The sequence below is a fragment of the Pseudomonas sp. WSY_20 genome (assembly GCF_043104335.1).
GTDB lineage: Bacteria > Pseudomonadota > Gammaproteobacteria > Pseudomonadales > Pseudomonadaceae > Aquipseudomonas > Aquipseudomonas parafulva_B.
This window is the reverse complement of record NZ_JBICKP010000017.1, coordinates 145,914-163,228: the sequence shown is the minus strand read 5'-3', so window position 1 is coordinate 163,228 and position 17,315 is coordinate 145,914. Positions and strand designations below refer to the sequence as shown.

Below are 17,315 nucleotides of genomic sequence, written 5' to 3'. Positions count from 1 at the left end.
CACGACCCGCCAGCCCCTCTCATGCCGGCATTGCCGCCTTGCTGAACCGCTCCGCCAGAAACGGGGTGATGTCCAATGGCAACGCCTCCTCGTGGATCACCTTGTCCAGCATTACCCCCGTGATCGCCGAGGTCAGCACCCCGGTGCGGAAATGCCCGCAGGCGTTGAAGTAACCCTGCATGTCATCCACGGGCCCGAGGATGGGTAGCTCATCGGGCGAGCCTGGCCGCAGGCCGGCCCAGGTACGCTTGAGGTTGACCTGTTCGAGTGCCGGCACGCAGCGTATGGCGCCCTGGACCAGGCTGCTTATCTCCGGGAAGGTCGTGGTGACATCGAAACCTTTCTCCTCGGTAGTGCTCCCGATGAGAATCTCCCCATTGTCCTTCTGCGCCATGTAGCAGTCACTGGTGGTGATGCAGCCATCAAGCAGCTTGGGTAGGCGCTCGGTCAATACGATCTGCCCCTTGACGGGTTTGACGGGGATGGACGTGCCCGTGGCCCACTCACTCAATTCGGCGGCCCAGGCGCCAGCCGCATTGATCAGTGTGTCGCAGTGGAAGTCACCAGCCTGTTCGGTACGAACTCCTTTGATACGTCCGCCCTGGTGCAACACGTCGGTGACACGTGTGTTGAGATACAGATCGACCCCGTTCTGCCGCGCGCCTTCCATGTACGCGTCGCCCAGGCGAAACGGGCTGAGCTGGTGGTCGCAGAGAAACTCCAGCGCACCGTGCGCGCTTTCGGTGATCGATGGCTCCGCCTTGCGAAGTGCCTGGCGGTCAAGCCAACGGATCTGCGACTGCAGGTGAGGGATGTGCTTGACGATGTGCTCGGCGTAAAGCTGATCTTCATCGTCCTGGATTACGTACTTGAGCCCAGTGCGTTCGAACTTGAAGTCCATCCCATGGCGCTCGATCAACTCCTGGTGCAGTTGCGGGTAAAGCGCGTTGGACTCAAGCGCCAGATCGAAGAAGCATTGCGGCAGGATATGCGGTGTGCTCGAGTCCACGGCCACCGCCGCGCCATGGGCCTGGCGCTTGGCCAGGGAAGACAGCATGCGAAAGAAAATCACCCCACAGCCCAGGCCCACCGATTCGCCGATGGCCCACAGCCCACCTGCCGAGGCACGCGTGGCATTGCCGGGGCGCTTGTCGTCGATCAGGGCGATGCGCAGGTTGCCGCGCTTGGACAACTGGTACGCGCAGGACGCGCCAATTACACCGGCACCGGCAATCACGATGTCATAGGTCTTGTTCATGTCAGGCCTCCGTGCCCACGTGCTTGAATGCCGAAAACGGTACCGGGTCTACTGGGAATCGAGGACGCAACCAACCTACGTCAGCGCGGCCTGTGGCGGCGCGCAGTCGATCGCTGCAATAGCCCACGCACATGCGCCCTTGGCAATCCCCCATGCTCACCCGCGTGCGCATCTTCAGCCCGGCCATGTCTTGAACCCCCTGCTCCAATGCCAGATCGATGGCGTCGCGCGTCACCTGCTCACAGCGGCAAATCACTGTGTCAGCCTGTGGCAACTCGACCTGCGCTGGCCCCCGCGCGGTATAGCGCTCGACGCCGGAGCGGAAACGCTTGATGCCTGCCAACTGGCCCAGGTAACGCTCGCGCCGTTCAATGGCCTGCGCGGCGTTCAGCACGCCACGCTGCTGCAGAATTGACACAGCCGCGATACGCCCGGTCAGCATGGCCGCCTCCCCGCCGCGGATGCCGGCCATGTCGCCTGCCAGGTGAATATGTTCCAGGCTGCTTTGCTGCCATACGTTGCACTCGGCGCGCAGATAGCCATCGGTGCTGTAGCCATGGGCAAGGCCCAATTGCTGGCTGAGCTGCGTACGCGGAATGAAGCCGTAGCCTACCGCCAGCGTCTGCACCGACTCGCGGCGCACCTGGGTCATGTCCGCCCTCCAGGCATCGTCGTAGGGCGCCACGCTGACTTCGGCCAACTCACCTTCGCCCCGCGCCTGGACCACGCCCCAGCCGTAGTGCATGGGAATGCCGTGCAACTTCAGGTAGGCCAGCATGCTCAGGCCGTCGAGGAACAGCTGGGGCTTGTTCATCAGCGCCAGGCTCTGGCGCGCGATACGGTTGAACGCACAGGCCTCGTACACACCCGCCACCTTGGCACCGGCGGCGTGCAACTGACAGGCAACCAACGGCAGTAAAGGGCCTGTGCCAGCGATCAGGGTCGTGCCCAGTGGCTTGACCACGTTACTTTTGATCTGCAGTTGCAACCCGCCGAGCAGAATGACGCCCGGCAGGGTCCAGCCTGGAAACGGCACATTGCGCTCATGGCAACCGGCTGCCAGGATCAGCTGCTCGAAGGCCAGCGGCTGCAACTGCTCCTGCTCGTCGAGCACTACCAGGCTACGGTCATCACCGCCCACGACGCGGCTATTGAGCCGCAGGTCGATAGACTGCGCACGGGCGGCGAAGTCGGTGTGCAGTTTACCCAGGGCCTTGCTGTAACGAGCGCCCAGGTAGCCCAGGTCGACACCTGCGCGCAGCGGGCCACGATAGACCACCCCGCCGGGGCGCGATGCCTCGTCGATCAGCGTGCAGCGCACGCCCGCGTCCGCCAGCTCGATGGCGGCAGCCATCCCCGCCGAGCCCCCTCCGACAATGACTGGATGCCCACTCATACCCGCGCCTCCCCGACAACCGCATTGACCTGGGTTTCGATGCGCATGCCAGCCCGCACCAGCGTCTGACAAGCGCGCCGCTTGGGGCGTCCGTCGATAGCGACCAGACAGCAATGGCACACCCCCATGCCGCAGAAGGCGCCACTGACTTGGCCATGGTCGTTGAGGGCGAGCTGACGCACGCCCACGGCATTGAGCACACTCAGAACCGTTTCGCCAGGGGCGGCAGTCACGGCAGTGCCATTGATGGAAAGGGGGATTTGTTCAGCCGGGAGTGGCTGTATATCGAGGGTTCGTTCCATGAAATGTCGTCTGCCTTCCGTGATTGAAAGACAGACAGACTACGGGAGGCGTCAGGCCGAAAAATTGACCTGGGACGGGGTTTTACGACGCAACCTTGCCACTTGGTGAGAAACGTCTGTAAGCGAAGTCGCCTTCTACCAGTGGAATCAGCGCTTCAAAACCCCTGACACTTCTAACATGGCGTCAGAGAAATCGCTCCACATCCATGCCGAACACTTGCCGATACCCCCTGCAAAATGCCTCCCATTCGGTCGGTGCCCAGTCAGACCTGCGCTTGACCTGTCGTAAGTCGTGACGGCTAGCTTTCATCGCGGTCAGCCGCTGCCTGGCCTTTTCGAAATCCAGCAGCGCGATCTTGATGCCAGACTCGTCGAAGGCGACGAACACATGCTTCAAATACAGGCAACCATGCTGCCAACGCCCGAGATTCAGCGTGGCCAGCGCACGCCCATACGCTTCGAGAATATCGTGGTGCAGCTTGGGCTCGATGGTCTTGTCCAGGCCTTGGAGGTAGAAGTCTTCAAGCGATACATACCCGTCCAGCCCTGCCGTGACCATCACCGCACGCCACTCACCGTCCTGCTTGTGGACGTCACTGTGCAGCAGTAGCGGCGTAGCGACGCCCAGCGCGGCAGCGGCACGCAGCGCCTTGGCCTCACGGGCCACCGTAGGATAGCCGAATGGGTGGACCAGGCTGCGGTAGATATGGCCGACCTGCTGCTTCTTGTAGAACGTGAAGCCGTCGAGCTCGACCTTCAATACACCGCTCTCGCCGCCCCTGCGGATATTTGGCGGCTCTACCCACATCCCAGGAGCACTCAGAATGGCTTGTACCGGCGGATGAGAGGCCTCAAGGCCAGACGCGCTAACGTGTTTCATTAAAACCTGCTGAATATTGAGCCACACTGCGGCAAGGGGCGAAATATATCAGTCAAATCTGAAAGAAAGCGATTACTGCGACACGGCGTTGATCGTTTTTTTCAGGCATGAACGGACAAAACTGCGGGCGCAATCGCCATTGTCAGACAATCCGGCAGCCGTAAGCTTAAGTTTGCGCCAGTTCGCCGAAGTCGAGCCACCTCCCGCTCACCCCCTGACAGTCCATAGCTGATCGATTCGGGTGGTGTAGGACTGGCTCATCATCTCCCGTTTCATGCCCCAGTCCGGTGCGGCTGGCACGCTGGCCGCACGGACCGTTCCCCTGCCCCAACGCTCATTGATACTGTCCATTACTTCCATGAGCCGATCGCGCGCCACCGATTGCCTGGGGGCGAACAAGTCACCCGAAAAATCACCTGGTTGACGCAGGTCCATCAGCAACACCTCCGCCTTGCTGTAACGAAGCCCCGGCCGGAAGATCCGCTCCACGGCATCGGTAGCCAATCGGGTCAGCAGCAGCGTGTCACAGGTCGGATAGGGAAGCTCCACCCAGGCGCCTTGGGCATGGTGCACTTCGTTCGGGTTGAACATGCCCGTGCGGATGCTCACCCGCATGCGCTTGCACACCGACCCCTGGGCCCTGAGCTTTTCGGCAGCACGGCCGACATAGGTGGCCACCGCCTGCTTGATCGGCGCCAGCTCGCTCAGGCGCATGCCGAACATTCGGCTGCTGCAGATTTCCTGCTTGGGCGGTTCGACATCGTCCAGTTCCAGGCAAGGAGTGCCCGCCAGCTCCCTGGCCGTTTTTTCCACCACCACGTTGAAGCGTTGTCGCAACGTCCAGGCATCGGCGCGGGCCAAATCCATTGCCGTACGAATGCCCATGCCCTCCAGGTGCGCGGTCATCTTGCGCCCGATGCCCCACACCTCCTTGACCGCGGTATTGCGCAGCACCCAGTCCCGTTTGACCGGGTCGGTGATGTCCACCACGCCGCCCGTGTGGCTCTGTAGCCGCTTGGCAGTGTGGTTGGCCAGCTTGGCCAGGGTCTTGGTGCGTGCGATACCCACACCGACAGGAATGCCGGTGCACTGGGCGATGCGCAAGCGCAGCCGGTGCCCGAACAGCGTCAGGTCCTGGGCCATGCCAGTGAGCTCAGCAAAACATTCGTCGATGCTGTAGACCTCGGTAGCAGGCACCATCGATTCGATCAGCGTCATCACCCGCTCACTCATGTCGCCATACAACGCGTAATTGCTACTGAATGCCACGACACCGTGCCGGCGGAGTTTTTCCCGCGCCTGAAAATAAGGCTCGCCCATTTTCACGAATGGCTTGGCGTCATAGGACCGGGCAATGACGCAACCGTCGTTGTTGCTCAGCACCACGATCGGCGTCTTCGCCAGATCGGGCCGGAACACGCGCTCACAGCTGGCGTAGAACGCGTTGCAGTCGATCAGCGCAAATATCGGCTCACTGTGCATGGTCGCGGACGCTATAGCGCACCACGCCCCAAATGAGCAGATCATCACCCTCCATGACATAGCGCGGCGGGTAAGCTCGGTTCTCAGACTTCAAGATCACCACACCGTCACGTCGGTGCAGGCGTTTGCACACCGGCTCACAGTTGATGGCCGCAATCACGATATCCCCGTGCTCGGCCTCGCGCCCCCGGTCCACCACCACGATATCGCCCGAATAGATGCCAGCGCCTTGCATGCTGTCACCCTCCACTTTCACCAGATACACATGCGGTGCGCGGATGTCGAATAGCTCATCAAGGGATATGTGGCCTTCAAGATGATCCGCGGCAGGCGATGGAAAACCGGCCGGAACGTAGTACGAATAAATCGGGAGTGGTTCAGAGCTGCCACATGGCGCGCCCAGGAAGGTGATGGTCATGAGAGAAAGTCCAATGCAAACTGTATGCATATACAGTTAAACTGGCTTCGGCGAATGGGTCAATCCTGAACGTGTGAATTTCTGACGGACGAGAGGTGGATACATGTGCGGACGCTACTCGATCTACGAGTCGATGGATCACTACTTGCGACAACTGGCGCTGGATCTGGTCGTGATCAACGGCTATGACCATGAACCGATTGATCGCTATAACGTGGCGCCTTCTACCCGTGTCGAAGTTATACGCCAGGCTGAGGATGGCCTGCATGTAGACAAAGTGAAGTGGGGATGGTCGCCTCACTGGGCCAAAGGCAAGCGACTCGACCCCATCAATGCCCGGGCCGAAACCGTAACCACGGGCAAGTTCTTCAAGAGTCTCTGGCCACATGCACGAGCGCTCGCCCCCGCCAATGGCTGGTTTGAATGGCTGCCAGATGCGCAAAACCCCAAGCGCAAGCAACCCTACTACATCACCAGTGCCGACGGTGCACCGCTCTACTTTGCCGCGCTTGCCGAAGTTCACCAGACCCTTGAACCGGACGAGCGCGATGGTTTCGTGATCATCACGGCAGCCGCTGACCAAGGCTTGATCGATATTCATGACCGAAAGCCCCTGGTTTTGGCACCGCACCTTGCCAGGGAGTGGTTAGACCCTGCCACTTCAGCGCAGCGCGCCGAGGCGATCGTGACGGCAGGCTGCCGTCCGGCCACTGACTTTCGCTGGCATCCGGTCGACAAAGCCGTTGGCAATGTTCGTAATCAGGGTGCGCAACTGATAAGGCCGATTGCCAAAGAGAGCAGGCAGGGTGATCTCGAGTTCCGAATAGAACGTTAGGCGGGGGTGTGCTAGCCAAATAACACAGCTGGCCTGATAGGCTGCGCACCCGCAGGCTGGGTAACAAACAGCTTGCACGCACTTTGAAAGAGACCGACGAAGGATTACGTCATGGACAGCAAACGCTCCCACCTCCTCCCGCTTGTTGGGTTGATTACCCTGCTGGCAGGCTGCACCGAAGAAAAAGTGCCCGAGCCAACGGCAGACAACTGTGGCCCGCAGTTGTACGAAAAAAACCTTGCCAGTTTGTCAAAAGAAGCCAAGCGCAAGGAATTCATTGCCAACTGCGAGAGTTTCCTGGCAGCGAAAAAAATGACGGAATGGAAGTTCGAGAAAAGTCCCAAGGGCAAGTACTGATCAGCTGGTCCAGATAATTGCAGATACGGTGATCTAACCCAGGATCGTCAAGCTTACCGAACACGAACGCCGCTTTTATAGACGGCGTTTTCTGGCGGACTCAGGACTCACAGGCTTTTGCGTACGGCACACATTTAGCGAAAGCGGTGAATGCACGTGGTCATTTCTTCAAAACGTGAGTCAAGCTTTGCCTAGCAAGCGCCCCGCCCCTATCGGCTATCACCGATCATTCCCGAGCCGGGTCGAATTGTTTCTCGCGGATGCACAGCAGCGGAATCATGCCGCAAAGGAAATACGCAGCACCGACGATCAGGAAACCGACACCGATCGAGCCCTGGCTGGCGAAGAAGCCAATGGCAGCCGGCGAGACCGCTGCACCAATACGCCCGATATTGTAGGCACCCCCAACCGCAGAGCCACGGAACTTGGCCTCGAAGCTTTCCGTCATGTACGTGGCGTTGACGCTGTAAGGCACGCCATAGAGGAAGCCGAAGACAATCAGCAGCCAGAGAATGTTTTCCGGCTGGTTGAACAGCACGATGATCGGCAGGAACAGCGCCGTGCCCAGGCAACCAGCGGCAAACACCTTGCGCCGCCCGAACTTGTCCGCCGCCATGCCGGCGATGACCTTGCCGAGGATCGAAGCGGTGTAGGTGCCGACCAGGAACGTGGTCATCTGCTTGAACGCCATGCCCAGCTCGGTTTCCAGGTAGCTGGGCATCCAGTTGTTGACACCGTAGTTACCGAACTGCAGGAAGCCGGCGGTCAGTGACCAAAGGACGAACATCTTTGCGGCATTAGGGTTGGCGAAGATCTGTTTGTACTTGCCGCCCTCTACGCGCTCACGCGCCTTGCGCTCTGCGCGATCAGCACTCTGCAGGCGGGTCCAGGTAGAAGGTTCCGGCACCATCTTGTGCATCAGCACGGCCAGAATCACCGGCGTGACGCCCACGAAGAACAACGTGCGCCAGCCGTAGCTTGGCAATATCCAGGCAGCGAGCAGCGTTGCAACGATATAGCCGACCGACCAGCCCGCTTGCAGGCTGCCAAGAACGGTATTTCGAAACCGGGTAGGTACGTACTCGGCCATGAGTGTATTACATGCAACGTACACCGAACCCAGGCCGAGGGCCGAGACAAAGCGAATGATCGCAAACTGCACATAGTTCTCGGTAAAGCCCAACAGTCCCGTACCAAGGCTAAACAGCAGCACACTGAGCACCACGGTACGTACCCGCCCGAGACGGTCGGTCGCCCAACCACCGTAAATGCCCCCAACAGCCATGCCGGCCAGGGTGCAACTGCCGAGCATGCCAGCCTGCAGGCCAGTCAGGCCGAATTCCGTTTTGAGCGTGGCCAGGCTATAGGCCAGGATCATGACATCGGCGCCATCAATGACCATCGTCAGGAAGCAAAACACGAAGGCTGTGATCCAGGTCCGCTCGGTGGACGCGGCGGTGACCCCGGCGGGGTTAGGGTTGTGCATGTTTTATCCTTATTATGGCGGGTTACGGCGTGCCTGTTCCGGCACTACACGGCGCTGCGGCAACAGCGCGAGCGGCGGGCACAGCCCACCGCCAAAGGCCGTCACAACCTGCGGTAAAACCTGTATTCACGCAAACGAAAAAATGTCGGGCCTGCATTCCCGATAGGAATGGCCTGGTTTGCAAGGCGCAAGGCGCAAGCCGCTGTCGCTGACGACTCGGCATGCCGTGGTACAGCAGGTGCATGTACCTGAGGCCAGGCATGCGAAAAAGTCAGGCAGCGATTCGGTTAATTCGTTTGCCAGGACGGCGCGTCACCGTGATCAATGCAGGCCTCGAATTTCCCAGGAGGCTCACCATGGACCCGGTCCGTTTCATGCACCCCGACGCAATCCGCGCGCTTTTCAGTAGCGCCCTGTCAGCGATGTACAAGCAGGAGGTACCGCTGTATGGCGATTTGCTGGACCTGGTCGCCGAAGTCAATACCCAGACCCTGGCCGCCCAGCCCGCGTTGGCAGAACGACTGCGTAGCAGTGGGGACGAGCAACGCCTGAGCGTGGAACGCCATGGCGCTATCCGTGTTGGAACGGCCGAGGAACTGCGAGGCTTGCGCCGACTGTTCGCGGTCATGGGCATGTCGCCAGTCGGCTACTACGACCTGAGCATCGCCGCCGTGCCGGTGCATGCCACTGCGTTCCGACCGATCGAGGCCGCATCGCTGCGCGCCAATCCGTTCAGGGTGTTCACCTCGCTGTTGCGGCTCGAATTGATCGAAGACCCACAACTGCGTGAACAGGCCTGCCAGTTGCTGAACGCGCGGACCATTTTCACCCCTGGTGTAATGGCGTTCATCGATCGCCACGAACGTGACGGCGGGCTTACCGATACGGACGCTCAAGCGTTCGTCCAAGAGGCCCTGGAAACCTTTCGTTGGCACCAGAGCGCGACGGTCAGTGCCCAGCAATACCGCGCTCTGCATGACCAGCATCGCCTGATCGCTGACGTGGTGGCGTTTCGTGGGCCGCACATCAACCACCTTACGCCCCGCACGCTCGACATCGACCGCGCGCAGGCCCAGATGCGTTCGCGCGGCATGACCCCCAAGGCAGTCATCGAAGGGCCACCGCCGCGCCAATGCCCGATCCTGTTGCGCCAGACAAGCTTCAAGGCCTTGCAGGAAGCGGTGACCTTCGCTGGTGGTGATGGAGCCCCGGGTCATCACACGGCTCGCTTCGGAGAAATCGAGCAACGAGGCGCGGCGCTGACACCTGCGGGCAAGGCGCTGTATGACCGGCTGTTGAGCCAAGCCCGGCAAGCCCTGGGCGCAGCACCATGCGCAGATAACGCTGAGCAGTACGCGCACATACTCAACACAGTATTCAGCGCTTTTCCTGACGACTACGCCTCGCTGCGCACGCACAAGCTCGCTTACTTCAGTTACTACGTGAGGGATGCGACCAAAGCGCGTGGGACGAATCTGGAAGCACTGATCGAACAAGGTGCAGTCGGCTTCGAGCCATTGGTGTATGAGGACTTCCTGCCTGTGAGCGCCGCCGGGATCTTTCAGTCCAACCTCGGCGACAGCGCCAAAGCCGAGGCCATGACGCAAGGTAACCAGCAGCAGCTGGAGGCAGCACTGGGTGCACGCGTGATCGACGAGACGACTCTGTACGCCCAGGCCCAGGCGCAATCCATCGCGTCCTGCCTGCACGCGCTTGAAATCCCGGCGACCAGCGCATAGATTGGCCGACCGCCCAGCCGCCCTGGCCCAGGCGGCTCGTCCGGCCTGCCTGGCCATAGTTTTAGGTGATGCCTGCAAGCCATGCACAAGAAATTGCTTCCGTCCATGATGTCGCTGCAGTGCTTTGAATCCACTGCCCGTCATGCCAGCTTCACCCTCGCTGCCCGTGAACTGAACCTGACGCAAAGCGCCGTCAGCAAGCAGGTCGCTCAGCTTGAGCAGATGTTGCAGCGCCGGCTGTTCAATCGGTTGCGTGGCGGCTTGCAACTGACCGCCGTGGGCGAGCTGTACCTGAGCGAAGTTGGCAAGATTCTGAGCCAGACGGACATCTCGACGCGCTTCATCCTGACGTTCGATGGCCAGGCAGAAACCTTGAGAATCGCAACTCAACCGACATTCGGCTCGCGCTGGTTGATTCCTCGGTTGCCGGCCTTCAGCGCAGCGTTCCCGCACGTACGGCTAAGCGTGCGCAATGAGCTGGAGCCATTCGACCTGTTGCAGGCCAAGGCGGACGTTGCATTTTTCTATGGCCGCGGCACCTGGCCCGGCGCCCAATGCGTCGAGCTGTTTCGCGAAGACGTCGTGCCCGTGTGCGCCCCTGCTCTGCTGCTGCACCGGCCGCTGAAGGCTATCGATGACATTCACAGCCATACGCTCTTGCAGTGCGTTTCGCGACCCGAGGCTTGGCATGACTGGCTGGGTGCCCAGGCAATGACGTCCAGAAACAGCTACAGGGGCCCGCAGTTCGACACCTTCGACCTGTGTATTCGCGCGGCGATCGCAGGCTTGGGTGTGGCCTTGGTACCCAGGTTCATGGTGACAGAAGAACTGCAGCGCGGGGCCTTGTTGATCCCCCTGCACTACTATGCACCAAGCCCGGATGCTCATTACGTGGCCTATGCGACCCAGAGTCACGATTCACCGAAGATTCGCAATTTCGTGGACTGGGTGTGCGAGCAGACGCCTTGAGCGGACCTACGTCCGGATCTCATGCACCTTCGATGTTGCAGATACAGTCAGCCACCTTACATGACCGGGGTTACCACCTGTCCGCCATGTAAAGCATGCCGCCACCCAGCGCGGTCAGGAACAGCCCTCCCAGCACGTCTGTCAGGGGGGCTTGGCCATGAATGTACGCTTCGATTTGAGTGGCAAGATACAACACGGCCAATACCAGAACCACGGCCGATATGCGTCGCTGAATCTTGAACCTGGATTTTTCGGGGCCGATCCACCACATGCGCGTTTTCCTTGGGCGGGGTGAGTACTGAACCTTAGCTACATCATGGGCCCTTAGCCAATGACCAGACGTGAACGCTGCCGGCCAGTGACTGGTTTGAAGGGTAGACACACTGCGCCAGCAGAGCAGTATTACAGGGTCGTCATGAGAAACGCCGCAAAGCCCTTGGCCACGCGCCAGGGCTTCAAGGCGGACAAGTGATCGAACACTCGACTGGAGTTGCCTGCCAGCCCTGCAAGTACAAGGTAAACGACCCACTTTCGCAGCGCCCTTGAGATTTTTCTTTTCATGACTCGAAACAAAGGGCACGCCTCGGGGAAATTCTGCCGCTTGAAGCGAAGAAGCCCACATCATGCTGGGTTCCAACGTTGCTCTTTTAATCGCACGGGCTTGGGTATGAATAACAACATCCGACCCATGGCAACCGAAGGGCAAAACCCATAGGCATTAAAAAAGCCCCGCAACCTAAATGGCTGCGGGGCTTTCGAATGGTGGAGGCCGAGGTCGGAATCGAACCGGCGTAGACGGATTTGCAATCCGGAGCATAACCACTTTGCTACTCGGCCTCAAAGTCAGGATCTAGCAGCTTACGCTTCGCTATCTCCCCGAAACACCGCACCTTTAAAGCTTGCTGCGTTTCGATGGGCGCCATTATGTCTACATTCACTTAACCGTGCAACCCCCTGAACGAAAAAAAATTTCAGCAGGTTCAAGGTGTTAGCGCAGGCGGCCAAGTTTGCTCCATAACCCCACCAGCGTATTCTCCACGGTGCCGCTGGCCGCCATGCCAATACGCTCCTGCAGGCTCTTGCGCTCTGCGAAGTGCAGGTGGAACAGGTTGGCACTGCGCGCACGCTCGCTGAGGTATTCATCGCTGGTCTGCAACGTATCCACCAGCTTGCGGTTCAGGGCTGCAATACCCAGCCACACTTCACCGGTGGCTACTTCATCAATAGGCAGCTGGGGACGGTAGCGGGCGACGAAGTCCTTGAACAGTTGATGGGTCACATCCAGGTCTTCCTGAAACTTCTCCCTGCCCTTTTCGGTGTTTTCACCCAGCACGGTGAGGGTGCGCTTGTATTCACCGGCAGTCAGCATCTCGACATCGATGTCGTGCTTCTTCAACAGGCGATTGATGTTGGGCAACTGTGCCACTACCCCGATGGAGCCGAGCACAGCAAAAGGTGCGCTGATGATCTTCTCGCCAATGCAGGCCATCATGTATCCGCCGCTTGCAGCCACCTTGTCGATGCACACCGTCAAGGGGATGCCGGCCTGGCGAATGCGGACCAGCTGGGAGGCAGCCAGGCCATAGCTATGTACCAGCCCGCCCCCGCTTTCCAGGCGTAGTACCACCTCGTCTTGAGGGGTGGCGAGGGTGAGCAGTGCGGTGATTTCGTTGCGCAGGCTTTCAGTTGCAGATGCTTTGATGTCGCCGTCGAAATCGAGCACGAAGACCCTGGCTTTTTCTTCTGCCTTGTCCTTGCGGGTTTTCTTTTCGGTCTTGGCCTGCTGCTTGCGTAACGCCTTGAGCTGAGCCTTGTCGAGCAGGCCTGATTCCAACCGCTCGCGCAGGTCCTTGTAGAACGCGTTCAGGCGGGTAACCTGCAATTGCCCACCCGGTTTGCGCCGCCCTTTACCGCGCAAGCCGGCAATGGCCGACAGCACGATGAGAACAGCGATGACCAGGGTGGCGGTTTTGGCGAGAAAGCTTGCGTATTCGGCAAGAAACTCCACGGTGACTCCTTCGATAGCTGCGCCAGAGGGCGCGTGAATGGTACAAGCATACCGGTGCACCTAAAGCGCTGCCAGGGGATGTAAACGCTGGCAATACCTTTCAAACGACCTTTTCAAACGCTTGTATGTTTTTCGTTGACAGCGCCGTGCACCGCACCCTAACCTCAGCAGCAACCTTCAATGGCGGAAGCGTTCGTTCGTGGGCAACCTCTACCTGATTCGACACGGCCAGGCCTCCTTCGGCGCACAAGACTACGATGTGCTGTCGCCCGTTGGCGTGCGCCAGAGTCAGGCGCTGGGTGAGCACCTTGCTCAGCTAGGGGTACGGCTGGAGCGGTGTGTGGCAGGTGATCTGCGTCGCCAGCAGGACACTGCCCGCCTCGCCCTTCAAGCAATGCAGGCCGGTGGCAACGCCGTGCCGGCTGTTGAGACCGACGCGGCTTTCAACGAATTCGACGCCGATGGGGTGATCCGTGCGCTGTTGCCTGGTTTGTCGATAGACGAACCCAACGCGCCAGCCATCCTGAGCAACGTCGCGCAGCACCGCAGCGAGTTTCAGCGCCTGTTCGCGCTGATGGTGCAACGCTGGCACTCAGGAACCCATGGCAGCGACGAGTTGGAAACCTGGGAAGCGTTCACTGCCCGCGTGCGCGAGGGGCTGAACCGCGTGCTGGACAGCGCAGGCAGTGGCGACAACATTGCCATTTTCACCTCCGGTGGCACCATTGCCGCCTTGCTGCACTTGGTTTCAGGCATTACCCCGGATCAGGCATTTGCCTTGAACTGGCAGATAATCAACACGTCGCTGAGCCAATTGAAGTTCAGAGGCCGCGACGTGGCATTGGCTTCTTTCAACAGTCAAGCCCATGTGCAACTGTTGAGGACGCCGGAGCTCATCACCTACCGGTGAGCCCGGCCTGTTGTGTCCCTGCGGGGACGTGAAAATCACTCTATAAGGAATGCGCCATGACCTCCGTAGCTGATGCCGTCAAAAAGATGCAAGAGAAATTCAACCCATCCGCTGCCCAAGGCCTGGACCTGGTATTCGGCTTCAACATCACCGATGAAGACAAGCACTACGCCCTGATCGTCAAGGACGGCACCTGCGAACTGCAGGAAGGCGAGAACCCGGACGCCAACTGCACGTTGGTAATGGACAGCGAAACACTCAAGGGCATCGTCAGCGGCGAAACCGACGGTATGCAGGCTTTCATGGGCGGCAAGCTGCGCGTGGAAGGCGACATGATGCTGTCGATGAAGCTCAGCGAACTGTTCCCATCCTGAGCAGCATCCCTGGATGACCCTGAACCGAAGCCCATGAGGCTTCGGTTTTTTTTTGGTCCGGCGCTTACCGGCACGGCAAGCATCAAAGGCGTTGATCGACCGGCAACACCCTGGCCAATAGCGACCTGGGACGCTTGTCCCAACCGAGCGCAAGCATTAGATTGCAAAATAGTCCGAGTGATCGAGAATAAGGAAAACCCATGACGCTCACCGACCAGTCCACGCAAGTACGTTCCGGCGAGGAGCTTGACCTGGCAGCCATCGACCGCTACCTCAAGGCGCACATTGACGGCTTGACCGGTGCGCCCGCCGTCAGCCAGTTCCCGGGTGGTGCGTCCAACCTCACCTACCTGGTCAAATACGCTGACCGAGAACTGGTCTTGCGCCGTCCGCCGTTCGGGCAAAAAGCCAAGTCGGCGCACGACATGGGGCGTGAGTTTCGTATTCTCAACCAGCTCAACAATGGGTTTCCCTACTGCCCCAAGGCCTATGCGCACTGCACCGATACCCACCTGATCGGCAGTGAGTTCTACGTCATGGAGCGCGTCAAAGGGGTCATTCTGCGCTCGGACATCCCCACTGCACTTAACCTCGATGCTGCACGCACCACGGCGTTGTGCAAAAGCTTCATTGACCGCTTGGTGGACTTGCATCGCGTGGACTACAGCGCCTGCGGCTTGAGCGACCTGGGCAAGCCGGACGGTTACGTGCAACGCCAGATAGAAGGGTGGGCCAGCCGCTACGACAAGGCCATGACCCCCGACGCACCGCGCTGGGAGCAGGTCAAAACTTGGTTGCGCGAGAAAATGCCTGCCGACCACGTCACACCTGCAATCGTGCATAACGACTACCGGTTCGACAATGTCATCCTGGATGCCGACAACCCGATGCGCATCATTGGCGTGCTGGACTGGGAAATGGCCACCTTGGGCGACCCCTTGATGGACCTAGGCAACAGCCTGGCGTACTGGATCCAGGCAGACGACCCGGCGCCGGTACAACTGATGCGTCGTCAGCCGAGCAACGCGCCGGGCATGCTTACCCGGCGCCAGTTCGTGGACCATTACGCCGAGCGTGCAGGCATCGACCTGGACAACTTCGATTTCTACTACTGTTACGGTCTGTTCCGTCTGGCCGGCATCGTCCAGCAGATCTACTTCCGTTATTTCCATGGCCAGACCCAGGACAAGCGTTTCGCCCAATTCATTCACATGAACCGGCTGCTGGAGCAGATGACCTTGCAAGTCATTGCCAAGTCCAGCCTTTGATCACCAACGCACCTTACGACAACAAGGGACCAGCAGCATGCCGCAGACCCACCTGTTCGACCTTCAGGGCAAGATCGCTTTTGTTTCCGGGGCCAGCCGAGGCATTGGCGAAGCGATTGCACACTTGCTGGCGCAGCAAGGTGCACATGTGATCGTCTCCAGCCGCAAGCTCGAGGGCTGCCAACACGTTGCCGATGCCATCATCGCTGGCGGCGGCAAGGCCACAGCAGTGGCGTGCCACATCGGCGAACTGGAGCAAATCCAGCGGGTATTCGCCGGTATACGCGAGCAGTTCGGACGCCTGGACATCCTCGTGAACAATGCCGCGACCAACCCGCAGTTCTGCAATGTGCTGGACACGGATCCGGCGGCATTCCAGAAAACCGTGGATGTGAACATTCGCGGCTATTTCTTCATGTCGGTGGAAGCAGGCAAGCTGATGCGCGAGCACGGCGCCGGCAGCATCATCAACGTGGCCTCGATCAATGGCGTTTCACCTGGCCTGTTCCAGGGCATCTATTCGGTGACCAAGGCGGCGGTTATCAACATGACCAAGGTGTTTGCCAAGGAGTGTGCGCAGTTCGGGATTCGCTGCAATGCCTTGTTGCCGGGCCTGACCGACACCAAGTTTGCATCGGCACTGGTCAAAAACGAGGCCATCCTCAATACCGCGCTACAGCAAATCCCCCTCAAGCGCGTGGCAGACCCGAAGGAAATGGCCGGGGCTGTGCTGTACCTGGCAAGCGACGCCTCCAGCTATACGACCGGGGCGGCGCTCAACGTGGACGGTGGCTACCTGTCCTGATCAGGCTTTGACGGCTGTCAGGGTATAGCTCAGCGGCAGGCGGGCCGGTTGCTCGCGCAGCCGCCACTCCCCGTCCGGGCCCTTGGCCATTTGCCCCGGCAGCGCTTCCCATGGCACGCTTTGGTGTTCTAACAGCGCTGTGAGCTGCAACCCGTTGGCCATCAGCGCGGTGATCAACTCGCCCAGCCCGTGGTTCCACTCATGGGTTTGGGTGTTCGCTAATCGCTGCGAGGTGGCCACATAGGTCTCGTCGCTCTGCCATACAGTTGGCTGCTCGCATTCGAAATAGGGATAGTCGAGCTGCAGGCGGTCCTGATGGCTTTCATTGACCGCCCAGAGCATGGGGTGCCCCTCGCGCAAGAAAAGCCGGCCGCCGGGTTTGAGCAGGGCCGCCACGGTCTGTGCCCACGGCGCGATACGGGGCAGCCAGCACAGGGCGCCGATGCCGGTATAGACCAGATCGAACGTACCTGCTGGCAACACCTGGGCTGCGGCGTACACATCGGCCTGATGGTAGTCGATGGGCATAGCGCACAGGGTCGCCAGCCGCTTGGCCTGCGCCAGGGAGGCCGCAGAGAAGTCCAGGCCGCACACATCGGCGCCCAGCCGGGCAAGCGAGAGCGTGTCTGTGCCGATGTGACACTGCAGGTGTACCGCTCTCAGCCCCTCGACATTGCCCAGCATCGGCAGGTCGAACTGAACTGTCTGTGACAGGTGCGCAGGGTGTTGGACGTACTGATCGAACTGGTAGTCCTGTGAGGCTGCGTGCAGCGGTGCGCGCTCGTCCCAATTGGCCTGGTTCAGCTGTAATGAAGGGTTCACGTCGAC

18 protein-coding genes and 1 tRNA gene are annotated in these 17,315 nt (G+C 60.0%); 8 read left to right on the top strand and 11 right to left on the bottom strand.

Annotated features, from left to right (window positions below):
- Positions 1–19 precede the first annotated feature (19 nt).
- The 6 genes from hcnC to ACF8E5_RS03810 all read right to left on the bottom strand — a co-directional run bounded on the left by hcnC (position 20) and on the right by ACF8E5_RS03810 (position 5,736).
- Positions 20–1,258, bottom strand: coding sequence for a cyanide-forming glycine dehydrogenase subunit HcnC (hcnC, locus tag ACF8E5_RS03835; RefSeq protein WP_392474929.1), 1,239 nt, complete (start codon positions 1,256–1,258; stop codon positions 20–22).
- 1 nt (position 1,259) lies between these two features.
- Entirely contained in the window at positions 1,260–2,654 is a 1,395-nt protein-coding gene (hcnB, locus tag ACF8E5_RS03830) for a cyanide-forming glycine dehydrogenase subunit HcnB (RefSeq protein ID WP_058637821.1), read from the bottom strand.
- On the bottom strand, positions 2,651–2,956 hold the full coding sequence (locus tag ACF8E5_RS03825; protein ID WP_058637822.1) for a (2Fe-2S)-binding protein: 306 nt from the start codon (positions 2,954–2,956) through the stop codon (positions 2,651–2,653). Before ACF8E5_RS03825 ends, hcnB begins: the two co-directional genes overlap by 4 nt.
- Positions 2,957–3,140: 184 nt before the next feature.
- Positions 3,141–3,836: a lipopolysaccharide kinase InaA family protein gene (locus ACF8E5_RS03820; protein WP_078478381.1), complete on the bottom strand. Its 696-nt coding sequence runs from the start codon at positions 3,834–3,836 to the stop codon at positions 3,141–3,143.
- 207 nt (positions 3,837–4,043) lie between these two features.
- A complete protein-coding gene (umuC, locus tag ACF8E5_RS03815; protein ID WP_392474928.1) occupies positions 4,044–5,318 on the bottom strand; it encodes a translesion error-prone DNA polymerase V subunit UmuC in 1,275 nt (424 codons plus the stop codon).
- On the bottom strand, positions 5,308–5,736 hold the full coding sequence (locus tag ACF8E5_RS03810; RefSeq protein ID WP_058603391.1) for a LexA family transcriptional regulator: 429 nt from the start codon (positions 5,734–5,736) through the stop codon (positions 5,308–5,310). Before ACF8E5_RS03810 ends, umuC begins: the two co-directional genes overlap by 11 nt.
- Positions 5,737–5,839: 103 nt before the next feature.
- Between ACF8E5_RS03810 and ACF8E5_RS03805 the strand changes: the two genes are divergently transcribed.
- Both ACF8E5_RS03805 and trbK read left to right on the top strand, forming a co-directional pair.
- Positions 5,840–6,571 carry an SOS response-associated peptidase family protein gene (locus ACF8E5_RS03805; RefSeq protein WP_392474927.1) on the top strand — a complete coding sequence of 244 codons (732 nt, stop codon included), beginning with the start codon at positions 5,840–5,842 and terminating at the stop codon, positions 6,569–6,571.
- Positions 6,572–6,682: 111 nt separating this feature from the next.
- On the top strand, positions 6,683–6,928 hold the full coding sequence (gene trbK / locus ACF8E5_RS03800; RefSeq protein WP_392474926.1) for an entry exclusion lipoprotein TrbK: 246 nt from the start codon (positions 6,683–6,685) through the stop codon (positions 6,926–6,928).
- A gap of 226 nt (positions 6,929–7,154) precedes the next feature.
- On the opposite strand, the gene ACF8E5_RS03795 is transcribed toward trbK, so the two are convergent.
- A complete protein-coding gene (locus ACF8E5_RS03795) occupies positions 7,155–8,414 on the bottom strand; it encodes an MFS transporter (protein WP_058637827.1) in 1,260 nt (419 codons plus the stop codon).
- Positions 8,415–8,770: 356 nt separating this feature from the next.
- Between ACF8E5_RS03795 and ACF8E5_RS03790 the strand changes: the two genes are divergently transcribed.
- Positions 8,771–10,153 carry a VOC family protein gene (locus ACF8E5_RS03790; protein ID WP_078478379.1) on the top strand — a complete coding sequence of 461 codons (1,383 nt, stop codon included), beginning with the start codon at positions 8,771–8,773 and terminating at the stop codon, positions 10,151–10,153.
- A gap of 81 nt (positions 10,154–10,234) precedes the next feature.
- Positions 10,235–11,122, top strand: coding sequence for a LysR family transcriptional regulator (locus ACF8E5_RS03785; RefSeq protein WP_058637829.1), 888 nt, complete (start codon positions 10,235–10,237; stop codon positions 11,120–11,122).
- A 70-nt stretch (positions 11,123–11,192) separates the two neighbouring features.
- Here the strand turns inward: ACF8E5_RS03785 and ACF8E5_RS03780 are convergent, their stop codons facing one another.
- From ACF8E5_RS03780 to sohB, 3 genes are all read right to left on the bottom strand, one after another.
- Positions 11,193–11,393, bottom strand: coding sequence for a hypothetical protein (locus ACF8E5_RS03780; protein ID WP_058637830.1), 201 nt, complete (start codon positions 11,391–11,393; stop codon positions 11,193–11,195).
- Positions 11,394–11,885: 492 nt separating this feature from the next.
- Positions 11,886–11,959, bottom strand: a tRNA-Cys gene (locus ACF8E5_RS03775).
- Between the two features lie 151 nt (positions 11,960–12,110).
- Positions 12,111–13,130 carry a protease SohB gene (gene sohB, locus ACF8E5_RS03770; protein ID WP_196126547.1) on the bottom strand — a complete coding sequence of 340 codons (1,020 nt, stop codon included), beginning with the start codon at positions 13,128–13,130 and terminating at the stop codon, positions 12,111–12,113.
- A gap of 199 nt (positions 13,131–13,329) precedes the next feature.
- Between sohB and ACF8E5_RS03765 the strand changes: the two genes are divergently transcribed.
- From ACF8E5_RS03765 to ACF8E5_RS03750, 4 genes are all read left to right on the top strand, one after another.
- On the top strand, positions 13,330–14,040 hold the full coding sequence (locus tag ACF8E5_RS03765; RefSeq protein WP_078479408.1) for a histidine phosphatase family protein: 711 nt from the start codon (positions 13,330–13,332) through the stop codon (positions 14,038–14,040).
- A gap of 56 nt (positions 14,041–14,096) precedes the next feature.
- Entirely contained in the window at positions 14,097–14,414 is a 318-nt protein-coding gene (locus ACF8E5_RS03760) for an SCP2 sterol-binding domain-containing protein (protein WP_058637884.1), read from the top strand.
- A 200-nt stretch (positions 14,415–14,614) separates the two neighbouring features.
- Positions 14,615–15,682: a phosphotransferase family protein gene (locus ACF8E5_RS03755; protein ID WP_058637885.1), complete on the top strand. Its 1,068-nt coding sequence runs from the start codon at positions 14,615–14,617 to the stop codon at positions 15,680–15,682.
- Between the two features lie 37 nt (positions 15,683–15,719).
- Positions 15,720–16,487, top strand: a complete 768-nt coding sequence (locus ACF8E5_RS03750) for an SDR family oxidoreductase (RefSeq protein ID WP_058637886.1) — start codon at positions 15,720–15,722, stop codon at positions 16,485–16,487.
- Here the strand turns inward: ACF8E5_RS03750 and ACF8E5_RS03745 are convergent, their stop codons facing one another.
- Positions 16,488–17,309: a bifunctional 2-polyprenyl-6-hydroxyphenol methylase/3-demethylubiquinol 3-O-methyltransferase UbiG gene (locus ACF8E5_RS03745; protein ID WP_145254792.1), complete on the bottom strand. Its 822-nt coding sequence runs from the start codon at positions 17,307–17,309 to the stop codon at positions 16,488–16,490.
- Between the last annotated feature and the right edge of the window lie 6 nt (positions 17,310–17,315).